Source organism: Ideonella sp. sgz306126 (genome assembly GCF_056032705.1).
Genome location: NZ_JBVYWP010000003.1, coordinates 557,672 through 578,436 on the forward strand (window position 1 = coordinate 557,672; position 20,765 = coordinate 578,436).

Here is a 20,765-nt window from a genome sequence, read left to right on the forward strand (position 1 = left end):
CGCCACTCTATGCCGGTTCGGCCCGCCGCTACCATGTACACCGGGCCGTCGCCGCCAGCGCACTGTGCAGGTCCGGCCCCCAGTACAGATGCCATGCTGAACCTCTCGCCCCAATCCGCCGTGCCCCTGGTCGCCCAGATCGTCGAGGGGCTGGGCGCGCAGATCGACGCCGGGGCCCTCAGTGCCGGCACCAAGCTGCCGTCGATCCGCCAGTTCGCCCACGCCCACCAGGTCAGCGTCTTCACGGTGGTCGAGGCCTACGACCGGCTGGTGGCCCAGGGCTACCTGGTGTCGCGCCCGCATTCGGGCTTCTTCGTCCGGCGTCGCGTCGCGGCGGGCGTGCCGACGGCGGCCGCGCGCGGCCCCGAAGGCTTCGACGCGATGTGGTACCTGCGCAAGATCTTCGAGCACCGCCATCTGGCGATCAAGGCCGGTTGCGGCTGGTTGCCCGGCGACTGGCTGTTCGAGGACGGCCTGCGCCGTGCGCTGCGCGCGCTGGCCGCCGACGACGCCGACTTGGGCGGCTATGGCGACCCCAAGGGCTTTCCGCCGTTGCGCCAGTACATCGCCGAGGCCTTCAGCGAGCAGGAGGTGCAGGTCCACCCCTCGCAGGTGCTGCTCACCCAGGGCTCCAGCCAGGCGCTGGACCTGGCCGTGCGCCGCCTGGTGCGCGCCGGCGACGCGGTGCTGGTGGACGATCCCGGCTACGCCAACCTGCTGTTCAGCCTGCGATTCCAGGGCGCGACGCTGGTGGGCGTGCCGCGCACCCCGCAGGGCTACGACCTGGCGGCGCTGGAGCGGCTGATCCTGCAGCACCAGCCCAAGGTCTTCTTCACCCAGCCGCGGCTGCAAAGCCCCACCGGCTCGGTGGCCCAGCTGGCCCACCTGCACCGCGTGCTGCAACTGGCCGAGAAGCACGACCTGACCGTGGTCGAGAACGACATCTACGTCGACCTGGATCCCGAGCCGCGGCCCTCGCTGGCCAGCCTGGACCAGCTGCACCGCGTGATCACGATCGGCAGCTATTCCAAGACCATCTCGCCCAACATCCGCGTCGGCTACCTGGTGGCGCATCCCGACATGGTGGAAGACCTGGCCCAGCTGAAGATGATCTCGGGCCTGACCAGCGCCGAGTTCGGCGAGCGCCTGGCCCATGGCGCGCTGACCGAAGGACGCTGGCGCAAGCACCTCAAGAGCCTGCGCGAGCGCCTGGCCGCGGCCCACCAGCAGACCGCGGCGCGGCTGGCCGAGCTGGGCTTCGAGCTGTTCGCCGAGCCGCGGGCCGGCATGTTCCTGTGGGCGCGCCATCCGGCCGTGCCCGACGCGGTCGCGCTGTCGAACCAGGCGGCCGAGCACGACATCATGCTCGGCCCCGGGCACCTGTTCACCACCCACCTGGCACCGACCGCCTGGATGCGCTTCAACGTCGCGTTCTGCGGCGACGAGCGCCTGTGGCAGTTCCTGGCCGAGGCCTGTCGCGCGCCGGCGCCGGCCGGGGCCGCGCTGCGGCGCGCCCGGCCGACTGCGGGTGATCCCTGACTGGCGCGAACCGATAAGCCCGGGTCGCGTTGCGCCAATCGGTGCGCGCCTCGGCTGCGAACAATGGGCGGCATGCAACGGGCCCTGGGGCGTTCACCCTCCCCACCGGCTCGCGGCGCTGCTCAGGCGGACCGTGATGGTCGTGCCTGCTTCGTTCGACACCGATGCCGGAGACCTTCGCCATGAACTTCCCAGACGGATCCCTGTTCCCAGAAAACCAGGAAAAGCTGGTCATCACCTGCGCTCCCTACGGACCCGAGTGGATGCCTGACGACTTCCCCGAGGACATCCCGGTCAGCATCCCCGAGCATGTGCAGAAGGCGGTGGACTGCTACAACGCCGGCGCCACCGTGCTGCACGTCCATGTGCGCGAGTCGGACGGCAAGGGCAGCAAACGCCTGTCGAAGTTCAACGAATTGCTGGCCGGTCTGAAGCAGGCCGTGCCCGACATGATCCTGCAGGTGGGCGGCTCGATCTCGTTCGCCCCCGAAGGCGAAGGCGCCACCGCCAAGTGGCTCAGCGACGACACCCGCCACATGCTGGCCGAGCTGACGCCCACGCCCGACCAGGTCACCATCGCGATCAACTCCAACCAGATGAACGTGGTGGAGCAGATGTGCGAGGCCGACATCGCCGGCACCTCGCTGGCGGCGCCGGACATGTACCGCGCCTACCGCGAGATGACGATCCCGGCCGGACCGGAATGGGTGGAGGAGCACATCAAGCGCCTGTCGGCCAGCGGCATCCAGACCCACTTCCAGCTCGCCAACATCACCCAGCTGGAAACGGTCGAGCGCATGATGCGCCGCGGCGTCTGCAACGTGCCGCTGATCCTGACCTGGGTCGCCATCGGCGGCGGCTTCGATGCGCCCAATCTCTACAACCTCGCCAACTTCGTGCGCGCGGTGCCGGACGGTGCGGTGCTGACGCTGGAGACCAGCATGCTCAACGTGCTGCCGGTCAACATGATGGCGATCGCGATGGGCCTGCACGTGCGCTGCGGCATCGAGGACAACATCTGGCAGCAGGACCGCAAGGCCAAGCTGGGCTCGGTCAAGCAGATCGAGCAGCTGGTGCGCATCTCGCGCGAGTTCGGCCGCGAGGTGGCCGACGGCAAGGAAGCGCGCCGCATCTACCGCATCGGCGAGTTCTACAAGAACGCCGACGAGACGCTGGCGAAGAACGGCTTTGCGCCGAACCGTCGCCACGGCCAGCGCGGCTTCGTGCAGCACGCCTGATTCCGTTTCCTAGGTCACCCCGTCCGGGCCGCCTGGTCCGGGCGGGGTGTTTTTTTGGAACCCCCATGCCGAACACCCCCACCTTGCTGATCGTGCCGGGCCTGCGCGACGCCGTCGCGCAGCACTGGCAAACCCTGCTGGCCGAGGGCCGCGACGATGTGCGCGCCGTGCCGCCGATGGGCCGCGACGACCTCGATGTCCAGGCCCGCGTCCAGGCCATCGAGCAGGCTGCCCAGGCCATCGACGGCCCGCTGGCCGTCGTCGCCCACAGCGGCGGCTGCATCATGGTCGCGCACTGGGCGCGCCAGACCCGCCGTCCGGTGCTGGCCGCGCTGCTGGCCACCCCGCCCGACTTCGAGACGCCGATGCCCGCGGGCTACCCGACGCTGGAGGCGCTGCGCGAGGGCGGCTGGCTGCCGGTGCCGCGCGCGTGCCTGCCGTTTCCAGCGCTGGTGGCGGCCAGCCGCAACGACCCGCTGGGCCGCTACGAGCGCGTGGCCGCGCTGGCCGCCGACTGGGGTGCCGGGTTGGCCGACCTGGGCGAGGTCGGCCACCTGAACCCGGCGTCGGGCTTCGGCCCCTGGCCCGAGGCCGATACCCTGATCGCCCGCGCGCTGGCGCGGGCCTCCAAGACGGATTGAAGGACGCCCATGAACGGACACATGATGCAGCTGCCGCTGCTGATCTCGTCGCTGCTGACCCATGCCGAGCGCCACCACGGCGAGCAGCAGGTGGTGTCGCGGCGCGTCGAGGGTGATCTGCACCGCCAGAGCTTTCGCGAGCTGGCGGCGCGCACGCGCCGCCTCGCCAACGCGCTGGCCGCGCTGGGCGTGGGTCCCGGCGAGCGCGTGGCCACGCTGGCCTGGAACGGCCACCGGCACATGGAGCTGTACTACGCCGTCTCGGGCTCGGGCGCGGTGCTGCACACGCTCAACCCGCGCCTGCACCCGGACCAGCTGAGCTGGATCGCCGACCACGCCGAAGACCGCGTGCTGTTCTTCGACCTGAGCTTCCTGCCGCTGGTCGAGGCGATCGCGCCGCGCGTGCGCACGATCCAGACCTGGGTGCTGATGAGCGACCGCGCCCACCTGCCGGCCGAGACCCAGATCCCCGGCCTGCGCTGCTACGAAGATCTGCTTGCGGCGCACGGCGACGACTTCGCCTGGCCGCTGCTGGACGAGCACAGCGCCTCGTCGCTGTGCTACACCAGCGGCACCACCGGCCATCCCAAGGGCGTGCTCTACAGCCACCGCTCGACGCTGCTGCACACGATGGCCTCGGTCAGTCCGGATGCGCTCAACCTGTCCTCGCGCGATGTGGTGCTGCCGGTGGTGCCGATGTTCCACGTCAACGCCTGGGGCCTGCCCTACGCGGCCTGCATGGTCGGCGCGCGCCTGGTGTTCCCCGGACCGCACCTGGACGGCAAGAGCCTGCACGAGCTGTTCGAGGCCGAAGGCGTGACCGTCTCGGCCGGCGTGCCCACGGTCTGGCAAGGCCTGCTGGCGCACGTCGAGGCGAACCAGCTGGGCTTCAGCACGATGCGCCGCACCATCGTCGGCGGCGCCGCCTGCCCGCCGGCGATGCTGCGCGCCTTCCAGGAGCGCCACGGCGTCGAGGTGCTGCACGCCTGGGGCATGACCGAGCTGAGCCCGCTGGGCACGGCGGGCGTGCTGAAGGGCCACCAGCTCACGCTGCCGTCCGAGCAGCGCCTGGCGGTGCAGGCCAAGCAGGGACGGGCGGTGTTCGGCGTCGACATGAAGATCGTCGGCGACGGCGGCGCCGAGCTGCCCTGGGACGGCCAGGTCTCGGGCGAGCTGATGGTGCGCGGGCCGTGGATCGTGGCCGATTACCTGAAGGGCGAGGGCGGCCACCCGCTGGTGGACGGCTGGTTCCCGACCGGCGACGTGGCGACCATCGACGCCGACGGCTTCATGCAGATCACCGACCGCAGCAAGGACGTGATCAAGTCGGGCGGCGAGTGGATCGGCTCGATCGACCTGGAGAACATCGCGATGGCCCATCCGGCGGTGGCGATGGCCGCGTGCATTGCCGCGCGGCATCCGAAGTGGGACGAGCGGCCGCTGCTGATCGTCGTGCTCAAGCCCGGCGCGGCGCTGACGCGCGACGAACTGCTGGCCTTCTACGAGGGCCGGGTCGCCAAGTGGTGGACGCCCGACGACGTGGTGTTCGTCGACGCCATCCCGCTGGGCGCGACCGGCAAGATGCTGAAGATGCGGCTGCGCGAGCAGTACGGCGAGCGCCTGCTGCAGGCGACCCCGGGCTGAGGCCCACGGCCTGCGGGTTGCCCCGGGGAGGCTTTCCCCGGGGCTGTCATGAATCGGAAAGCCGACGTCGTGGTTTGCGACACATCAAAGCGTACCGCTGCAAAAAATGCCTTCAGCGTGATCCGGGCCGCACCGCATTCCGCACCCAGAGCCCTCAGAACCCCAGGAGACACCCCATGAAGCGCACCCTCATCGCCGGCTTGACGCTCGGCGCGTTCGCCGGCCTCGCCGCCGCCCAGTCCACCGTGACGGTGTACGGCGTCATCGACAACAACCTGGGCTGGGGCTCGGGCTCGGTGTCCAGCAACAAGACCGTCGGCACCGGCGGACTGGCCGGCAGCCGGCTGGGCTTTCGCTCCTCCGAGGATCTGGGCGGCGGCCTGCGGGCCAACGCGGTGATCGAGCACGGCATGAACACCAACGACGGCTCGGCCGCGTCGCCCGCCTCGTTCTGGAACCGCCAGGCCTATGCCGGCCTGGCCGGCACCTGGGGCGAGGTGCAGCTGGGCCGCATCTACACCCCGACCTTCCTGGTGCACGCCACCTACGATGCCTTCGGACCGCAGGGCGTGGCCGCGCAGCAGGTGCTGTACGGTTCGATGGAGCTGGCGCAGCCCGCCAACATCCGCGCCAACGGCGCGGTCAACTACCAGACGCCCGCCACGTTGGGCGGCTTCGTGCTGCAGGCCATGGACAGCGACGGCACCGCCGGGCCGGGCAAGTACGTCGGCGCGCGCATCGGCTACGCCGGCGCGGCGCTGATGACCGACATCGCGTTCGCCAAGTACACCAACGCCGCCATCGGCGACCTGAAGACGGTGACGCTGGGTGCCCGCTATAAGGTGGATGCCTTCAAGTTCTACGGCCTCTACGATCGCGCCGACAGCGGCAGCGGCCCCGACACCCACGGCCTGCAGGTCAGCGCGTCCTACACCGTGGGGCTGACCGAGTTCAAGGCCTCGGTGGCCGAGTCGGTGATGAAGTCGGCCGCCGGAGTGAACGCGGGCACCACGCGTCGCTACGGCCTGGGCTTCGTGCATGCCTTGTCCAAGCGCACCTTCCTGTACGGCTCGCTGGCGCACCTGGCCAACAGCGACGGCGCGAAGATGGCGGTCAACGGTGCGGTGACGGCGCCGAACCAGGGGGCCAACGGCCTGGACCTGGGCATCAGCCACGCGTTCTGACGCGGCCACACCGCCGCGCTCCCTGTCGGGCGCGCGGCCCTTCCCCCTCTGCGAGACCGGCCATGCACCTCACCTCTGTTGATTCCGCCGCCAGCGACCGTGACGCCTACCTCGTCAGCCCCGGCCGGGCCTGGTTCGCCTTTGCGATGACCTTCGGCCTGATGCTGTTCGACTACATCGACCGCCAGGTCATCGTGTCGCTGTTCCCTCACCTCAAGGCCGCCTGGGGCCTGTCGGACAAGCAGCTCGGCAGCCTGGTGTCGGTGATCTCGCTGGTGGTGGCGCTCGGCGGCATTCCGGTGGCCCTCGCCGCGGACCGCTTCAGCCGGGTCAAGAGCGTGGTGGTGATGGCCGTGCTGTGGAGCCTGGCCACCGTCTCGTGCATGTTCACGCGCAACTTCAGCCAGCTGCTGGCGGCGCGGGCGATGGTCGGCGTGGGCGAGACAGGCTATGGCTCGGTCGGCGCCGCGTTGATCGCCAGCCTGTTTCCGGCCCGCATGCGCTCGATGCTGCTGGGCGCGTTCTTCGCCGCGGCCTCGCTGGGCTCGGTGCTGGGCGTGCTGCTGGGCGGCGTGATCGCCGCCCGCTGGGGCTGGCAGGCGGCGTTCGGCGTGGTGGGCGTGCCGGGCCTGGTGCTGGCGCTGCTGTACCTGTTCGTGCGCGACTACCGCACGGTGGAGCTGACCCAGACGCTGAACTACGCCACCCGCACCCCGGGCAACCTGGTGCGCCACATCGTGCGGGCGCTGACCGCGTCGCGCACCATGCTGTGGGCCTGCATCGGCTCGTCGCTGCAGCTCATCGTCGTGTCGGCGCTGTGGTCCTGGCTGCCCAGCTACCTCAACCGCTACCACGGCGTGGCGCCCGATGTGGCCTCCAAGCAGGCCGCGCTGATGGTGCTGGCCGGCGCGCTGGGGGCCTTCGTCTGGGGCGGCGTGATCGATCGTTTCGCGATCCACCGCCTGCGCAACCGGCTGATCGGCGTGGCCATCGTCTGCCTGGCGTCGCTGGCGATCTTCGCCGCCGCGTTCTGGGGCGTGGTACCGGCGCGCGGCCAGCTGATGCTGGTGGTGCTGGGCGGCTTCCTGATGACCTGCACCGTGGGCACCATCGCGGCGGTGGTGATCGACGTGATCCACCCCGGCGTGCGCTCCACCGGCGCCGCCGTGCTGTCGCTGTTCCAGAACCTGTTCGGCCTGGCGCTGGGCCCGGTGATCGCCGGCGCCTTGTCCGACCAATGGGGCCTGCAGACCGCGCTGTCCCTGATGCCGCTGTTCAGCATTCCGGCCGCGTTCTTCCTGCTGAAGGCGGCCGGCAGCTATGAGGCGGACGTCCGCGCCGTCGCCCAGGTGCGGCTGGACCGCCAGGACGAACCGCTCGCCCCTCCCACTGCCCGCGCGGCCGCCTGAGCGGCCCGGTGTCACTCCCTTTCCTCCACGAGACCCGACCATCATGACCCTCGCCATCCGCTTCCACGAAACCGGCGGCCCCGACGTGCTGCGCCTCGAAAGCGTCGAGGTCGGCGAACCCGGACCCGGCCAGGTCCGCGTGCGCCACACGCGCATCGCCGTCAACTTCATCGACGTCTATTTCCGCATCGGACGCTACCCGGCGCCGCTGCCGGCCGGCATCGGCTCGGGCCTGGGCTCGGACGCCGTGGGCGTGGTCGAGGCGGTGGGCGAGGGCGTGACCTTCCTGACCCCGGGGGACCGGGTCGGCTACATGTTCGGTCCGCTGGGCGCCTACGCACAGGCCCGGGTGATGCCGGCCGACGTGCTGATCAAGCTGCCCGACGGCATCAGCGACGACACGGCGTCGACCCTGATCATGAAGGGCCTGACCGCGCAGTACCTGTTCCGCCAGGTCCGTCCGCTCCAGGCCGGCGACACCATCCTCTACCACGCGGCCGCCGGCGGCGTGGGCCTGATCGCCTGCCAATGGGCCCGGGCGCTGGGCGTGACGATGATCGGCACCGTCGGCTCCGACGAGAAGGCCGAGGCCGCCAAGGCCGCCGGCTGCACGCACGTCATCAACTACAAGCGCGAGAACTTCGTCGAACGGGTCAAGGAGATCACCGGCGGCAAGGGCGTGCCGGTGGTGTACGACTCGGTAGGCAAGGACACCTATCTGGGCTCGCTGGACTGTCTGCAGAAAAGGGGCACGCTGGTCAGCAACGGCACCAGTTCCGGGCCGGTGGTGCTGGACGTGACCCTGCTGGCCGCCAAGGGCTCGCTGTGGGTGACGCGGCCGGCGATGGTGGACTACGCGCTGCCGCGGCCCAACATGCTGAAGATGGCCGACGAGCTGTTCGACCTGGTGCTGCAGGGCAAGATCGTCAGCGAGCCCAAGCAGCGCTTCGCGCTGGCCGACGCGGCCGACGCGCACCGCGCGCTGGAGTCGCGCAGCACCATCGGTGCCACCGTCCTGATGCCCTGAGGCCGAGGACGACCCGTCCTGCGGGGCTTCAGCGCCCGGCCGGCGCCTTGGTGTCGCGCGGGCGCCGCTCCTGGCGGCTCTGCGACGGGCTGCAGCCGAACTGGCTCTGGTACCAGCGCGACAGCCCGCTGGGGGCGGCAAAGCCCAGCAGCGCCGCCACCTCGGTCAGCGGGCGGTCGCTCTGGGTGATGTAGCGCGTGGCCAGCTCCAGGCGCTGCGCGTTGACCACCTCCGAGAAACTCAGGCCCTGCTCGGCCAGCCGCCGCTGCACGGTGCGGCACACCACGCCCAGGTGATTGGCCACCTGCTCGATGCTGCAGCGCCCGCTGGGCAGCAGCAGCAGCACGGTGCGCTGCACGTCGCCGAGGATGGTGGCGCTGGGCGGCGGCAGCGCGGCGTCGAGCAGGCGCTCGGCGTAGCGCGCCATCACCGGATCGGCCGACGGGTTGGCGGTGTCCAGTTCGGCGCGCGAGCAGACGATGCCGTTGAAATCGTGGTTGAACTCGACGCAGGGTCCGAACACCCGCAAGTGGGTGCGGGTGTTGCGCGGCGCCGCATGCATGAAGCAGACGCGGCTCGGATGCCACTGCGCGCCCAACACCTGGCGCATCAGCCGCAACAGCACGCCGATGGCCAGTTCGGTGGCCTGGCGCACGGCGACGCGGCCGCCGACCAGCACTTCCTCGCGGATCACCACGACGCCGGCCGACTCCTCCATCATCACCGCCAGCGAGCCGTTGAGCGCCGCGTGGTAGCGGATCAGCACGCTCAGCGAATCGCGCAGCGTCGGCTGATCGCGGATCACCAGGCCCACCGGCCCCAGGTTGGACAGGTGTCGCGTCTCCGCCATGCGCAGGCCGAAGCTTTCTTCGCCGGTGCGCTCGGCCGAGGTCTCCAGCAACTGGCCGACGCGGTCCGCCGGGATCATCAGGTCCGGCTCGTCCAGCGCGCTGGGGCTGAGCCCGGCATCGACCATCGCACGCACCGGGTCCAGCCCCAAGGCCTTGGCAATCTCGGGGAAATTCTTGAGACTGGCGGCTCGGACCAAGGGGCTGGACGACATGGCATGCAATGGTAAGTGGCGGTCGGGTCAGGTCAAGCCGGATCGACCCCGGTTGACGAACACTGCACGCGGACCCTTTCCAATCCGAGACGAGACAGGAGACAAGACATGAGCCCCACTTCACTGGCCGGTGCGCCGGCGGTCGTCCGCGCGGCATCGCGGCCCGACTCGATCCGCGTCGAGCCGCTGACCTGCGCGATCGGCGCCGAACTCTCCAACGTGAACCTGGGCGTCGCGTCGCGCGACCCGGCGTTGGTGGCCGAGATCAAGGCCTTGCTGCTGCGGCACAAGGTGCTGTTCTTCCGCGACCAGGACATCAGCCGCGCCGAGCACGTGGCCTTCGCGCGCCACTTCGGCGACTTGGAGGACCATCCGGTGGCCGGCAGCGACCCGGAACACCCGGGCCTGGTGCGCATCTACAAGAGTCCCGACACCCCGATCGACCGCTACGAGAACGCCTGGCACACCGACGCCACCTGGCGCGAGAAGCCCCCGATGGGCTGCGTGCTGCGCTGCGTGGAATGTCCGCCGGTGGGCGGCGACACCCTGTGGGCCAACATGGCGCTGGCCTACGACAAACTGCCCGAGACCGTCCAGCGCCGGATTGCCGGCCTGCGCGCCCGCCACAGCATCGAGGCCAGCTTCGGCGCGGCGATGCCGGCCGACAAGCGCCTGGCGCTGAAGGCCCAGTTCCCCGATGCCGAGCATCCGGTGGTGCGCACCCACCCCGAGACCGGCGAGAAGATCCTGTTCGTGAACGCCTTCGCGACCCATTTCACCAATTTCCACACCGCCGAGAACGTGCGCGTGGGCCAGGACTACACCCACGGCGCCAGCGACCTGCTGCGCTACCTGATCAGCCAGGCCTTCATTCCCGAGTACCAGGTGCGCTGGCGCTGGAAGCCCAACTCGATGGCGATGTGGGACAACCGCAGCACCCAGCACTACGCGGCGATGGACTACCCACCGTGCCACCGCAGGATGGAGCGCGCCGGCATCATGGGCGACACGCCGTTCTGACCGCGGCCCGCCGGGGTGGCGCGGCGCCCGGCGGGGCCGGGGGGCACTTCTATAATCAAAAGTTCCCTTCCACGGCCGCCCGGGCCCTGGCGTCTCGCTGCCGCCGGGGGGGCGCCACCTCTGACGAAAGTCCCGGATGAAAGCCTCCGAGATCCGCAACACCTTCCTCAAGTTCTTCGAGGGCAAGGGCCACACCATCGTCGCCTCCAGCCCGGTGGTGCCCGGCGACGACCCGACGCTGCTGTTCACCAACGCCGGGATGAACCAGTTCAAGGACGTGTTCCTCGGCTTCGACAAGCGCCCCTACAGCCGCGCGACGACCAGCCAGAAATGCATCCGCGCCGGCGGCAAGCACAACGACCTGGACAACGTCGGCTACACCGCGCGCCACCACACCTTCTTCGAGATGCTGGGCAACTTCTCGTTCGGCGACTACTTCAAGCACGACGCGATCCAGTACGCCTGGGAACTGCTGACCCAGGTCTACAAGCTGCCGTCCGAGAAGCTGTGGGTCACGGTGTACGCCGAGGACGACGAGGCCTACGAGATCTGGAACAAGGTGGTGGGCGTGCCGGCCGAGCGCATCGTGCGCATCGGCGACAACAAGGGCGCGCGCTACGCCAGCGACAACTTCTGGATGATGGGCGACACGGGCCCCTGCGGCCCCTGCACCGAGATCTTCTACGACCACGGCCCCGACGTGGCCGGCGGCCCCCCGGGCAGCCCGGACGAAGACGGCGACCGCTACATCGAGATCTGGAACAACGTCTTCATGCAGTTCAACCGCACCGAAGACGGGGTGATGCACAAACTGCCCAAGCCCAGCGTCGACACCGGCATGGGGCTGGAGCGCATCACTGCGGTGCTGCAGCACGTGCACAGCAACTACGAGATCGACCTGTTCGTCACCTTGCTGGCCGCGGCCAAGAACGCGGTGGACTTTGCCGCCGGCGTGAAGTCCGGCGAGCCCGGCTGCGATGCGGCGTCGCCCAGCCTCAAGGTCATCGCCGACCACATCCGCGCCTGCGCCTTCACGGTGGCCGATGGCGTCATCCCCGGCAACGCCGGTCGCGGCTTCGTGCTGCGTCGCATCGCCCGCCGCGCGATCCGCCACGGCTACAAGCTGGGCGCGCGCGCGCCGTTCTTCCACACCCTGGTCTACCCGCTGGCGGCCGAGATGGGCGGGGCCTACCCCGAGCTGAACCGCGACGCGGCACGCATCTTCGACGTGCTGAAGCAGGAAGAGGAGCGCTTCTTCCAGACCATCGCCCGGGGCATGGAACACTTGAACGCAGTGCTTGGTGCGTTGGCGCAGGGTGCATACACGGTTGGAGATGGCGGCGTTCAGGCGATGTTGAAAGGCGATGTGCGGCCGGTGGCCAAGAAGGCGCCAGTCCTCGATGGTGAAACCGCCTTCATGCTCCACGACACCTTCGGCTTCCCGGTCGACCTGACCGCGGACGTCTGCCGCGAGCGCGAGGTCACCGTCGACCAGGCCGGCTTCGAGGTGGCGATGAACCGCCAGCGCGAGCAGGCTCGCGCCGCCGGCAAGTTCAAGATGGCCGCTGGCCTGGAGTACAGCGGCGCGCCCACGGCGTTTCACGGCTACGAGCACCTGGTCTGCGAGCAGTCCAAGGTGGTCGCGGTCTACGTGGACGGCACGCCGGTGCCGTCGGCCCAGGCCGGCGACGATGCCGTGATCGTGCTGGACCACACGCCGTTCTACGCCGAGAGCGGCGGCCAGGCCGGCGATGCCGGCGAACTGCGCAACGGCACGACGCGCGTTGAGGTGGCCGACACCTTCAAGATCCAGGCCGACGTGTTCGGTCACCACGGCCACATCGCCGAGGGCTCGGTCGGGGTCGGCGATGTCTTCGTCGCCAAGGTCGACGCCGAGCAGCGCGCCCGCACCGTGCGCAACCACAGCGCCACCCACCTGATGCACAAGGCGCTGCGCGAGGTGCTGGGCGGCCATGTGCAGCAGAAGGGCAGCCTGGTCAATGCCGAGCGCACGCGCTTCGACTTCGCCCACACCGCGCCGCTGACCGAGGCGCAGATCCGCCAGGTCGAGGCCCTGGTGAACGCCGAGATCCTCGCCAACGTCGCTGCGCAAGCCCAGGTGATGGCGCTGGACGACGCGCAGAAGAGCGGCGCGATGATGCTGTTCGGCGAGAAGTACGGCGAGACCGTGCGGGTGCTCAGCATCGGCTCCAGCAAGGAGCTGTGCGGCGGCACCCACGTCAAGGCCACCGGCGACATCGGCCTGTTCAAGATCGTCGCCGAAAGCGGCGTGGCCGCCGGCATCCGCCGCGTCGAGGCGGTGACCGGTTCAGGCGCGCTGGCCTATCTGCAAGGCCTGGAGGCCACGGTCCATGGCGTGGCCGGGGCGCTGAAAGCCACGCCGGCCGAGGTGGCCGGGCGCCTCCTGCAGTTGCAGGAGCAGACCCGCGCGCTGGAAAAGGAAGTGGCCGCGCTCAAGGGCAAGCTGGCCTCCAGCCAGGGCGACGACCTGGTCGGCCAGGCGGTCGACATCAAGGGCCTCAAGGTGCTGGCGGCGACGCTGCAAGGCGCCGATGCCGCCACGCTGCGCACCACGCTGGACCAGTTGAAGAACAAGCTCAAGACCGCCGCCATCGTGCTGGCCGCGGTGGACGGCGGCAAGGTCCAGCTGGCCGCCGGCGTCACCACCGACAGCGTGGGCCGGGTCAAGGCCGGCGACCTGGTGAACTTCGTCGCCAGCCAGGTCGGCGGCAAGGGCGGCGGCAAGCCCGACATGGCGATGGCCGGCGGCACCGACGCGGCCGCGCTGCCGGCGGCGCTGGCCGCCGTGCCGGCCTGGATCGCCGAGCGGGTGTGAGCCTGAGCCCGCGTGCGCTGGCGGACGGGCTGCTCGGCCTGTCCGATCTGCCCTGGCCGGTCTGGCTGCTGGCGCTGGCGGCGCTGCTGATGCTCAACGCGCGCGCCGGCCTGCCGCGCTCGCGCCGCGACCTGCGGCTGCGCGGCCTGGGCTTCGGCCTGTTCCTGCTCGCCGCGGTGCTGAGCCTGGGCCGCGTGCTGGCGGCCGCCTGGCCTGGGCCGGTGGGCTCGGCCCTGCTCGGCGCGCTGCTCGCGCCGATGGCCGCCGGGTGGGCGCTGCGGCGAGGGCGTTGGGGCCTGGCCCTGCTGCTAGGCCTGAGTTTTCCGCTGTTCCTGCTGGTCTCGCTGACGGCCGTGTTCGGTCGGGTGCTGAACCTGCAGGCCGTCAACAGCGGTCTGCTGCTGTGGGCCGCCGTGCTCAGCGTCTGGGGCGCCGCCGTGACCTGGCGCACCCCCCGCCCCGCCCAGGGGCCGGCCTGGGCCGGCGTCTGGCAGTTCGGCCAGGGTGGCTTCGGCGGTGTCGGGCCGGCGGGCCGCAGGCGCCCCGCGGCCCCGGACGACGTGATCGACATCGAGGCCCGCGACGTCGATGCGCCACCCGCGCCGCGCCTGCCAAGCGCGGACCCCGACCCGCCGCGTTGACAGCACGGCGGGCGGACCTCTAAGCTTGGGCCGTGTCGCGCGGCCCGAACCCCCCCGTGTCCCTGACCGCCGTTCTGGTGGGCATGGCTCCGTGCCCGGTCCACAGTCCGTAGCGGGTCCTGCGACACCCCGGCCGCCTCGACGGCCACCCGTCCCAGGCCCGCGCACCCCGCGGGCCTTGTCTTTTTTGAGCCCCTACCAGGAGCCGATGTTGAACCGACCCGACCACTCACCGTTCCGCCTCAGGCGCGCCCGCGTCGACGATGCCGCTGCTTTCGCCGCCCTGATGGGCGACCCCGAGGTGCTGCCCGGGACACTGCAACTGCCCTTTCCGTCGGAAGGCCTCTGGCGCGAGCGCCTGGCGGCGCAGGACAAGGGCGGCACCTCGGAGCTGGTGCTGGTCGCCGAGCGCGACGGGCAGGTGCTGGGTCAGGCCGGCCTGCACCCATCGGGCGGGTCGCCACGGCGCCGTCACGCCGTGGGCCTGGGGATTTCGGTGGCGCGCGAGGCGCAAGGGCAGGGGGTGGGCCGTGCGCTGATGGCCGCGTTGCTGGCCTACGCCGATGGCTGGGCCGGTGTGTTGCGGATCGAGCTCACGGTGTTCGCCGACAACGACCGCGCGATCGCGCTCTATCGGAGTCTTGGCTTTGTGGAAGAGGGCCGCTTGCGTGGGTACGGCCTGCGCGATGGCGTCTATGCCGACTGCCTGAGCATGGCGCGCTGGCATCCTCGACCTCCGGGGCTGGCCGCTTGACCCGTGCCCTGCAAGGGCGAGGGCTGGCGCGTAGCATGCGCGCCAGCTTCATTCACTCCCGGGAGATCTGCTCATGTCCATCACCCTCGGCAGCGCCAGCCTGCCTGTCTTCACCACCGCGCTGACCAACCTCGCGCACTGCCTGGACAAGGCCGAGGCGAACGCCGCCGCGCGCAAGTTCGACCCGAACGTGTTCCTGGCGATGCGCCTGGCGCCCGACATGCTGCCGTTCACCGCGCAGATCCGCATCGCCTGCGACGCGGCGAAGAACGGCACGGCGCGCATGGCCGGCATCAAGGCGCCGAAGTTCGACGACAACGAGGCCAGCTTCGCCGATCTGAAGGCCCGCATCGCCAAGACGCTGGACTGGCTGGCCACGGTGCCGCCGTCGGCGCTGGATGGCCGCGAGGCGGCCGACGTGACCTTTCCGGTCGGTCGCGACGCCACCCGCACGATGAAGGCCGAGGCCTACCTGAAGCATTGGGCGATCCCCAACATGTTCTTCCACATCACCACCGCCTACGCGCTGCTGCGCCAGGCCGGCGTGGACCTGGGCAAGGCCGACTACCTGGCCGGCCCGCAGGCCGCCGCCTGAGCGGGGCGGGCGCGCGGGCGTCGCCGCGGCGGTGCCCGCGCGCCGCGGTAGAGTGCGCGGATGGAACTGCAAGAGTTGCGCATCCGCCGCGTCGGCATCGATACCTGGCGCGAAAGCGTCGTCTACCTGCACCGCGACTGCGCGGTGGTGCGGGCGGCCGGCTTCCAGGCCTTGTCCAAGGTGATGGTACGGGCCAACGGCACCACGATCAGCGCGGTGCTGAACGTGGTCGACGACGACCAGATCGTCGAGCGCGGCGAACTGGGCCTGTCGGAGGACGCGTTCGCGCGGCTGAACGTGCTGGCCGGCCACGCCGCCCATGTGTCGCCGGCCGAACCGGCGGCCTCGCTGTCGGCCCTGCACCGCAAGATCGCCGGCGAACGGCTGTCGCGCGACGACCTGCGGGCCATCATCCGCGACGTGGCGGCCGCGCGCTACTCGAAGATCGAGCTGGCGGCCTTCGTCGTCGCGACCAACGGCTACGACCTCGAACGCGACGAGGTGCTGTACCTGACCGAGGCGATGATCGAGTCCGGCCGCCAGCTCGACTGGCAGCACAGCGTGCGCGGCGGCCCGGTGGTCGACAAGCATTGCATCGGCGGCATTCCGGGCAACCGCACCTCGATGCTGGTGGTGCCCATCGTCGCCGCGCACGGCATGCTGTGCCCCAAGACCTCGTCGCGCGCCATCACCTCGCCGGCCGGCACGGCCGACACGATGGAGGTGCTGGCCCAGGTCGAGCTGCCGTTCGAGCGCCTGCAGCAGATCGTGCGCGACACCAACGGCTGCCTGGCCTGGGGCGGCACCGCCGACCTCTCGCCGGCCGACGACATCCTGATCTCGGTCGAGCGGCCGCTGGGCATCGACTCCTCGGGCCAGATGGTGGCCTCGATCCTGTCGAAGAAGATCGCCGCCGGCTCGACTCATCTGGTGCTGGACATCCCGGTCGGCCCCAGCGCCAAGGTGCGCTCGATGGCGGAGGCACTGCGCCTGCGCAAGCTGTTCGAGTACGTCGCCGGCAGCCTGAACCTGCAGCTCGACGTGATGATCACCGACGGCAGCCAGCCGATCGGCAACGGCATCGGACCGGTGCTGGAGGCCCGCGACGTGATGCGCGTGCTGCGCAACGACCCGCAGGCACCGGCCGACCTGCGAGAGAAGGCGCTGCGCCTGGCCGGCCGCGTGATCGAGTTCGACCCGGACGTGCGCGGCGGCGACGGCTGGCGCATCGCCCGCGACATCCTCGAATCGGGCCGCGCGCTGGCGCAGATGGAGGCGATCATCGACGCGCAGGGGCGACGCCCGCAGCCGCCCGAACTGGGCACGCTGGTGCACGAGGTCACGGCGGCAGCGCCCGGCGTGGTCCGCGCGATCGACAACCTGCGCCTGGCGCGCATCGCCCGTCTGGCCGGCGCGCCGCAGATGCCCGGCGCCGGCGCCGACCTGCTGTGCAAGGTCGGCGACACGGTGGTGGCCGGACAGACGCTGTACCGCCTGCACGCGCAGTTCCCGGCCGACCTGGACTTCGCCCGCGAGCTGGCCGCGCGCGGCCACGGCTACACCGTGGAGGCCGCGTGACGGCCGCGCCGCTCGGCCCGCCGCGGCAGGTGCTGGCCTTCGAGGACGAGCGCGAGCCCGCCGGCGCGCTGGCCCGGGCGCTGGATGTGCCGCTGGCGCTGATCGAGCGCCACCGCTTTCCCGACGGCGAGCTGAAGCTGCGCCTGCCGCCCGTGCTGCAAGGCCACGTGCTGGTCTGGCGCAGCCTGCACCAGCCCAACGAGAAGCTGGTCGAGCTGCTGATCGCGGCGCCGGCCGCCCGCGAGCTGGGCGCCGCGGCGCTGACGCTGGTCTGCCCCTACCTGGCCTACATGCGGCAGGACATCGCGTTCACGCCCGGCGAAGCGGTCAGCCAGCGCCACATCGCCGGCTGGCTCGCGCGCCAGTTCGACGGCTTGCTGACCGTCGACCCGCACCTGCACCGCATCGCGTCGCTGGACGAGGTGATGCCGGGCTGCGCGGCGCGCTCGCTGACGGCCGCCCGGCTGATCGGGCGCTGGGTGGCCGAGCGGGTGAGGCGGCCGCTGCTGCTGGGGCCGGACGAGGAGTCGGCGCAATGGGTGCGCGAAGCGGCGGCCGCCTGCCAGCCGGCGGCCGACCATGCCGGCTGCCTGAAGCAGCGCCACGGCGACCACGCGGTCGACGTCACGCTGCCGTCCGGCCTGGATTGCCGGGGCCGCGCGGTGGTGCTGGTGGACGACGTCGCCAGCACCGGCCGCACGCTGGTCGCCGCCGCGCAATTGGCGCGGGCGGCCGGCGCGGCCAGCGTCGACGTGGCGGTGACCCACGCGCTGTTCGTCGGCGATGCGCTGGCCGACCTGCAAGCGGCGGGGGTGCGCCACATCTGGAGCACGGATTGCGTGCCGCACGCCAGCAACGCGATCAGCGTCGTGCCGCTGCTGGCCCAGGCCCTGAAAGCGGCCTGACAGGGCGCGGGGCTCAGCCCGTGCTCGGCGGACCGTCCTCGATCAGGCGCTTGCCCAGGCCGACCGTGTGGTCGTCGCCATAGCCCAGGCGGGCGTAGAAGGCCAGCACGGCATCGTTGCCGGCGCGCACCTGCAGGTTCAGCTTGGGGCAGCCCAGCGTCGTGAGCCACTGCTCGATGTGCCGCATCAGCGCGCGGCCATGGCCGCGGTGACGGCAGTCGGGCGCCACCGCCAGGTAGTTGACCCAGCCGCGGTGTCCGTCGTAGCCGGCCATCGCGCTGGCGACGATCCGGCCATCGGCCTCGCCGACCAGAAAGCCCTCAGGCTGCACGCCGAGCTTGCGCTGGATGTCGCGGTGCGGGTCGTTCCAGGGCCGCGTCAGGCCGCAGGCCTGCCACAGCGCGACCACCGCCGCCTCGTCGCCGGGCCGGAACGGCCGCAGGATCAGTGTGGCGCCCGTCATGGCGTGGGCTCGTGTTGCGCCAGTGCGCGCGCCACGCGCCGGTCGGGCACCAGCCACATCAGCGCCACCAGCACGTACAGCGCACCGGACAGCCAGGGCGACACGAAGGCCAGCGGCACCGCCGCGGCGTACATCAGCAGCGGCAGCTTGCCCTTCCAGTCCTTGCCGATGGCGGCCTGGAGCAGCGACTGCGGGCCCTGCGAGCGGATGATCGCGCGGCTGAGGATCCAGTAGGCGACGGCCGACATCAGCAGCACGAAACCGTAGACGGCCATCGGCACGGCGGCGAAGTGGGTCTCGCCCATCCAGGCCGTGGTGGCCGGCATCAGCGAGAGCCAGAACAGCAGGTGCAGGTTGGCCCACAGGATCGCGCCGTTCACCGTCTTGCAGGTGTGCAGCAGGTGATGGTGGTTGTTCCAGTAGAGGCCGACGTTGGTGAAGCTCAGCACGTAGCCGAGCAGCACCGGCCACAGCGGCAGCAGCGCCTGCAGATCGTCGCCGTGCGGCACCTTCAGCTCCAGCACCATGATGGTGATGATGATCGCGATCACGCCGTCGCTGAAGGCTTCCAGACGTCCCTTGCCCATGGTGTTCGAAAGTGGGTTGAGCCACCGGCCATTGGAGCACGGACCGGGCCCGCGCCGGCGGCGCGCGGCGTCACGGCGCCGGTGCGACGCGCTGGCTGACCCGCTGGAAGAAGTCGTAGATGCCGGTGTCGCTCATGTGCCGCGCGTCCGCCAGCTCGCCCGCCCGGGTCGAGTACAGCACCTGGTTGTCCGGCGAGACCACGACCGCCGCAGGAATACCGTTCTTGATCGGATTGCCGTAGGCCCGGACCAGGTCGAGGTTGTGGTCGAAATTGCCGACGTCGACCTTGACGACCCGGAAGTGGCGTGCGATCAGCTCGGCATTGCGGCCCTGGTGCAGGGCCTGGTCCAGCGCGCGGCAGTCCTCGCACCAGTTGGCACCGAGGATCAGCAGCACCGGCCGGTGGTCGGCCTGGGCACCGGCCAGGGCCTGGCGCATCGCGGCCGGCGCATCGGCACCCTCGTCGTAGGGCAGCGGTCCGGCCGACAGCGGGTGGGCCAGCGCCGCGGCCAGCGCGACGCCGGCGAGGGCTCGCAGCAGGGTGGGCGGGCGCGTCATCGCCGGTGCTCGGACGGGTGGGTGGATCGCGGCGTCACGGGTTCACCGGCAGGCCGCGCTGCACCCATTCGTTCATGCCGCCGGGGTATTCGCGCAAGCCCTTGATGCCGACGATGCGGGCCAGCGCGTACCACGCGCCGGCGGCGTACTGCCCGGTGTTGCAGTACAGGATCGCCGGGCCGAGCCGCGGCACGCCGTTGAGGGCGAACACCGCCTTGTACCGGTCGGCGGAGAGGAAGTGCCAGGCGCCGTCGGGCGACGGCGCATACAGCAGCTCGGCGGGCAGCGGGCTGGCGCCCGGCAGCCGGCCATAGACCGGGATCACCGGCGTGCGGTCCAGCCCGGCGTATTGGGCCAGCGGTCGGGCGTCGAGCAGGCGTTGGCGGGCGCGCGGCGCGGCCTGCACCTGGGCCACGGTGGCGAGCAGCTCGGCGCGCGGCGGCTGGGCGGTCCAGTGGCCGGCGGTCATCGGCGCGATCGCGTCGTCGTCCACGTCGTAGCCGGCCATGATCCAGGCGTGGGTGCCGCCGTCCAGGATCGCGATCTGGTCGGCCGGCTGGCCGAACAACTGCAGCTCCCAGGCCAGGAACGCGGCCTCCTGCAGCGACACCGCGTCGTCGCCGGTGGGCGCCAGCACCACCGGCTTGCCCGGCTCCAGCTGCGAGGCGCGCATCACGCCCTGGAACTCCTCGGCCGTGGGCAGCTGGAAGTCGATCTTCTTGCCGTCGATCGTGTGCGACTCGCGCAAGGCCCAGAAGTTGGCCGACAAGGCGTCCGGGATGTGGCCGCCGACCTGGTCGAGCACCTTCTTGCCGTTCGGGGTGCTGAAGCTGGGTTTGTTGGTCAGCGAGTTCATGTCGTCGCGGATGTCGACCACCTGCACGTCGCTGGCGTGCTCGTGCAGCCATTGCGGCGTCACCAGCGGGCCGGGCAGGCCGATCGCCTGCGCCAGACCCCAGGCCGCCATCGTCGCGATGCCGGCCGTCCACCGTCCCACGTTCACCCGCTGGATCATTGCGTTTCCCGACTGATTGAAAGTTGAAGGACAGCCATTCTTGCAG

19 protein-coding genes are annotated in these 20,765 nt (G+C 70.9%); 14 read left to right on the plus strand and 5 right to left on the minus strand.

The window, feature by feature from the left end:
- Window positions 1-93 precede the first annotated feature (93 nt).
- The 7 genes from AC0N04_RS10970 to AC0N04_RS11000 all read left to right on the plus strand — a co-directional run bounded on the left by AC0N04_RS10970 (window position 94) and on the right by AC0N04_RS11000 (window position 8,682).
- Window positions 94-1,539 (plus strand): aminotransferase-like domain-containing protein, encoded by a 1,446-nt coding sequence (locus AC0N04_RS10970; protein WP_474281462.1) that lies wholly within the window; start codon window positions 94-96, stop codon window positions 1,537-1,539.
- 182 nt (window positions 1,540-1,721) lie between these two features.
- On the plus strand, window positions 1,722-2,777 hold the full coding sequence (locus AC0N04_RS10975) for a beta-keto acid cleavage family enzyme (protein WP_474281464.1): 1,056 nt from the start codon (window positions 1,722-1,724) through the stop codon (window positions 2,775-2,777).
- Window positions 2,778-2,842: 65 nt separating this feature from the next.
- Window positions 2,843-3,418 carry an RBBP9/YdeN family alpha/beta hydrolase gene (locus AC0N04_RS10980; protein WP_474281466.1) on the plus strand — a complete coding sequence of 192 codons (576 nt, stop codon included), beginning with the start codon at window positions 2,843-2,845 and terminating at the stop codon, window positions 3,416-3,418.
- 9 nt (window positions 3,419-3,427) lie between these two features.
- Window positions 3,428-5,062, plus strand: a complete 1,635-nt coding sequence (locus tag AC0N04_RS10985) for a 3-(methylthio)propionyl-CoA ligase (RefSeq protein ID WP_474281468.1) — start codon at window positions 3,428-3,430, stop codon at window positions 5,060-5,062.
- A gap of 176 nt (window positions 5,063-5,238) precedes the next feature.
- Entirely contained in the window at window positions 5,239-6,246 is a 1,008-nt protein-coding gene (locus tag AC0N04_RS10990; protein ID WP_474281470.1) for a porin, read from the plus strand.
- Window positions 6,247-6,308: 62 nt separating this feature from the next.
- Window positions 6,309-7,655, plus strand: a complete 1,347-nt coding sequence (locus tag AC0N04_RS10995; protein WP_474281472.1) for an MFS transporter — start codon at window positions 6,309-6,311, stop codon at window positions 7,653-7,655.
- A 43-nt stretch (window positions 7,656-7,698) separates the two neighbouring features.
- A complete protein-coding gene (locus AC0N04_RS11000) occupies window positions 7,699-8,682 on the plus strand; it encodes a quinone oxidoreductase family protein (protein WP_474281474.1) in 984 nt (327 codons plus the stop codon).
- Between the two features lie 28 nt (window positions 8,683-8,710).
- Here the strand turns inward: AC0N04_RS11000 and AC0N04_RS11005 are convergent, their stop codons facing one another.
- Window positions 8,711-9,745, minus strand: a complete 1,035-nt coding sequence (locus AC0N04_RS11005; protein ID WP_474281476.1) for an AraC family transcriptional regulator — start codon at window positions 9,743-9,745, stop codon at window positions 8,711-8,713.
- Window positions 9,746-9,916: 171 nt separating this feature from the next.
- Between AC0N04_RS11005 and AC0N04_RS11010 the strand changes: the two genes are divergently transcribed.
- The 7 genes from AC0N04_RS11010 (at window position 9,917) to AC0N04_RS11040 (ending at window position 18,095) form a co-directional block, all read left to right on the plus strand.
- Window positions 9,917-10,765, plus strand: coding sequence for a TauD/TfdA dioxygenase family protein (locus tag AC0N04_RS11010; protein WP_474282051.1), 849 nt, complete (start codon window positions 9,917-9,919; stop codon window positions 10,763-10,765).
- Between the two features lie 136 nt (window positions 10,766-10,901).
- Complete coding sequence (gene alaS, locus AC0N04_RS11015; RefSeq protein ID WP_474281478.1) at window positions 10,902-13,622, plus strand: alanine--tRNA ligase; 2,721 nt, start codon at window positions 10,902-10,904, stop codon at window positions 13,620-13,622.
- Window positions 13,619-14,263, plus strand: a complete 645-nt coding sequence (locus AC0N04_RS11020) for a hypothetical protein (protein WP_474281480.1) — start codon at window positions 13,619-13,621, stop codon at window positions 14,261-14,263. Before alaS ends, AC0N04_RS11020 begins: the two co-directional genes overlap by 4 nt.
- Before the next feature lie 211 nt (window positions 14,264-14,474).
- A complete protein-coding gene (locus AC0N04_RS11025; RefSeq protein WP_474281482.1) occupies window positions 14,475-15,017 on the plus strand; it encodes a GNAT family N-acetyltransferase in 543 nt (180 codons plus the stop codon).
- Between the two features lie 73 nt (window positions 15,018-15,090).
- Window positions 15,091-15,612, plus strand: a complete 522-nt coding sequence (locus AC0N04_RS11030) for a DUF1993 domain-containing protein (protein ID WP_474281484.1) — start codon at window positions 15,091-15,093, stop codon at window positions 15,610-15,612.
- 60 nt (window positions 15,613-15,672) lie between these two features.
- Window positions 15,673-17,190 carry a thymidine phosphorylase family protein gene (locus AC0N04_RS11035; RefSeq protein ID WP_474281486.1) on the plus strand — a complete coding sequence of 506 codons (1,518 nt, stop codon included), beginning with the start codon at window positions 15,673-15,675 and terminating at the stop codon, window positions 17,188-17,190.
- The gene (locus AC0N04_RS11040; RefSeq protein WP_474281488.1) at window positions 17,187-18,095 is read left to right on the plus strand and encodes a ribose-phosphate diphosphokinase; all 909 of its coding nucleotides are present in this window, start codon (window positions 17,187-17,189) and stop codon (window positions 18,093-18,095) included. The genes AC0N04_RS11035 and AC0N04_RS11040 overlap by 4 nt, the downstream gene beginning before the upstream one ends.
- Before the next feature lie 13 nt (window positions 18,096-18,108).
- On the opposite strand, the gene AC0N04_RS11045 is transcribed toward AC0N04_RS11040, so the two are convergent.
- From AC0N04_RS11045 to AC0N04_RS11060, 4 genes are all read right to left on the minus strand, one after another.
- Window positions 18,109-18,558 carry a GNAT family acetyltransferase gene (locus tag AC0N04_RS11045; protein ID WP_474281490.1) on the minus strand — a complete coding sequence of 150 codons (450 nt, stop codon included), beginning with the start codon at window positions 18,556-18,558 and terminating at the stop codon, window positions 18,109-18,111.
- On the minus strand, window positions 18,555-19,145 hold the full coding sequence (locus tag AC0N04_RS11050; RefSeq protein WP_474281492.1) for a TMEM175 family protein: 591 nt from the start codon (window positions 19,143-19,145) through the stop codon (window positions 18,555-18,557). Before AC0N04_RS11050 ends, AC0N04_RS11045 begins: the two co-directional genes overlap by 4 nt.
- Before the next feature lie 70 nt (window positions 19,146-19,215).
- Window positions 19,216-19,704 carry a thioredoxin family protein gene (locus tag AC0N04_RS11055; RefSeq protein ID WP_474281494.1) on the minus strand — a complete coding sequence of 163 codons (489 nt, stop codon included), beginning with the start codon at window positions 19,702-19,704 and terminating at the stop codon, window positions 19,216-19,218.
- A 34-nt stretch (window positions 19,705-19,738) separates the two neighbouring features.
- Complete coding sequence (locus AC0N04_RS11060) at window positions 19,739-20,719, minus strand: sulfurtransferase (protein ID WP_474281496.1); 981 nt, start codon at window positions 20,717-20,719, stop codon at window positions 19,739-19,741.
- Window positions 20,720-20,765: the final 46 nt, after the last annotated feature.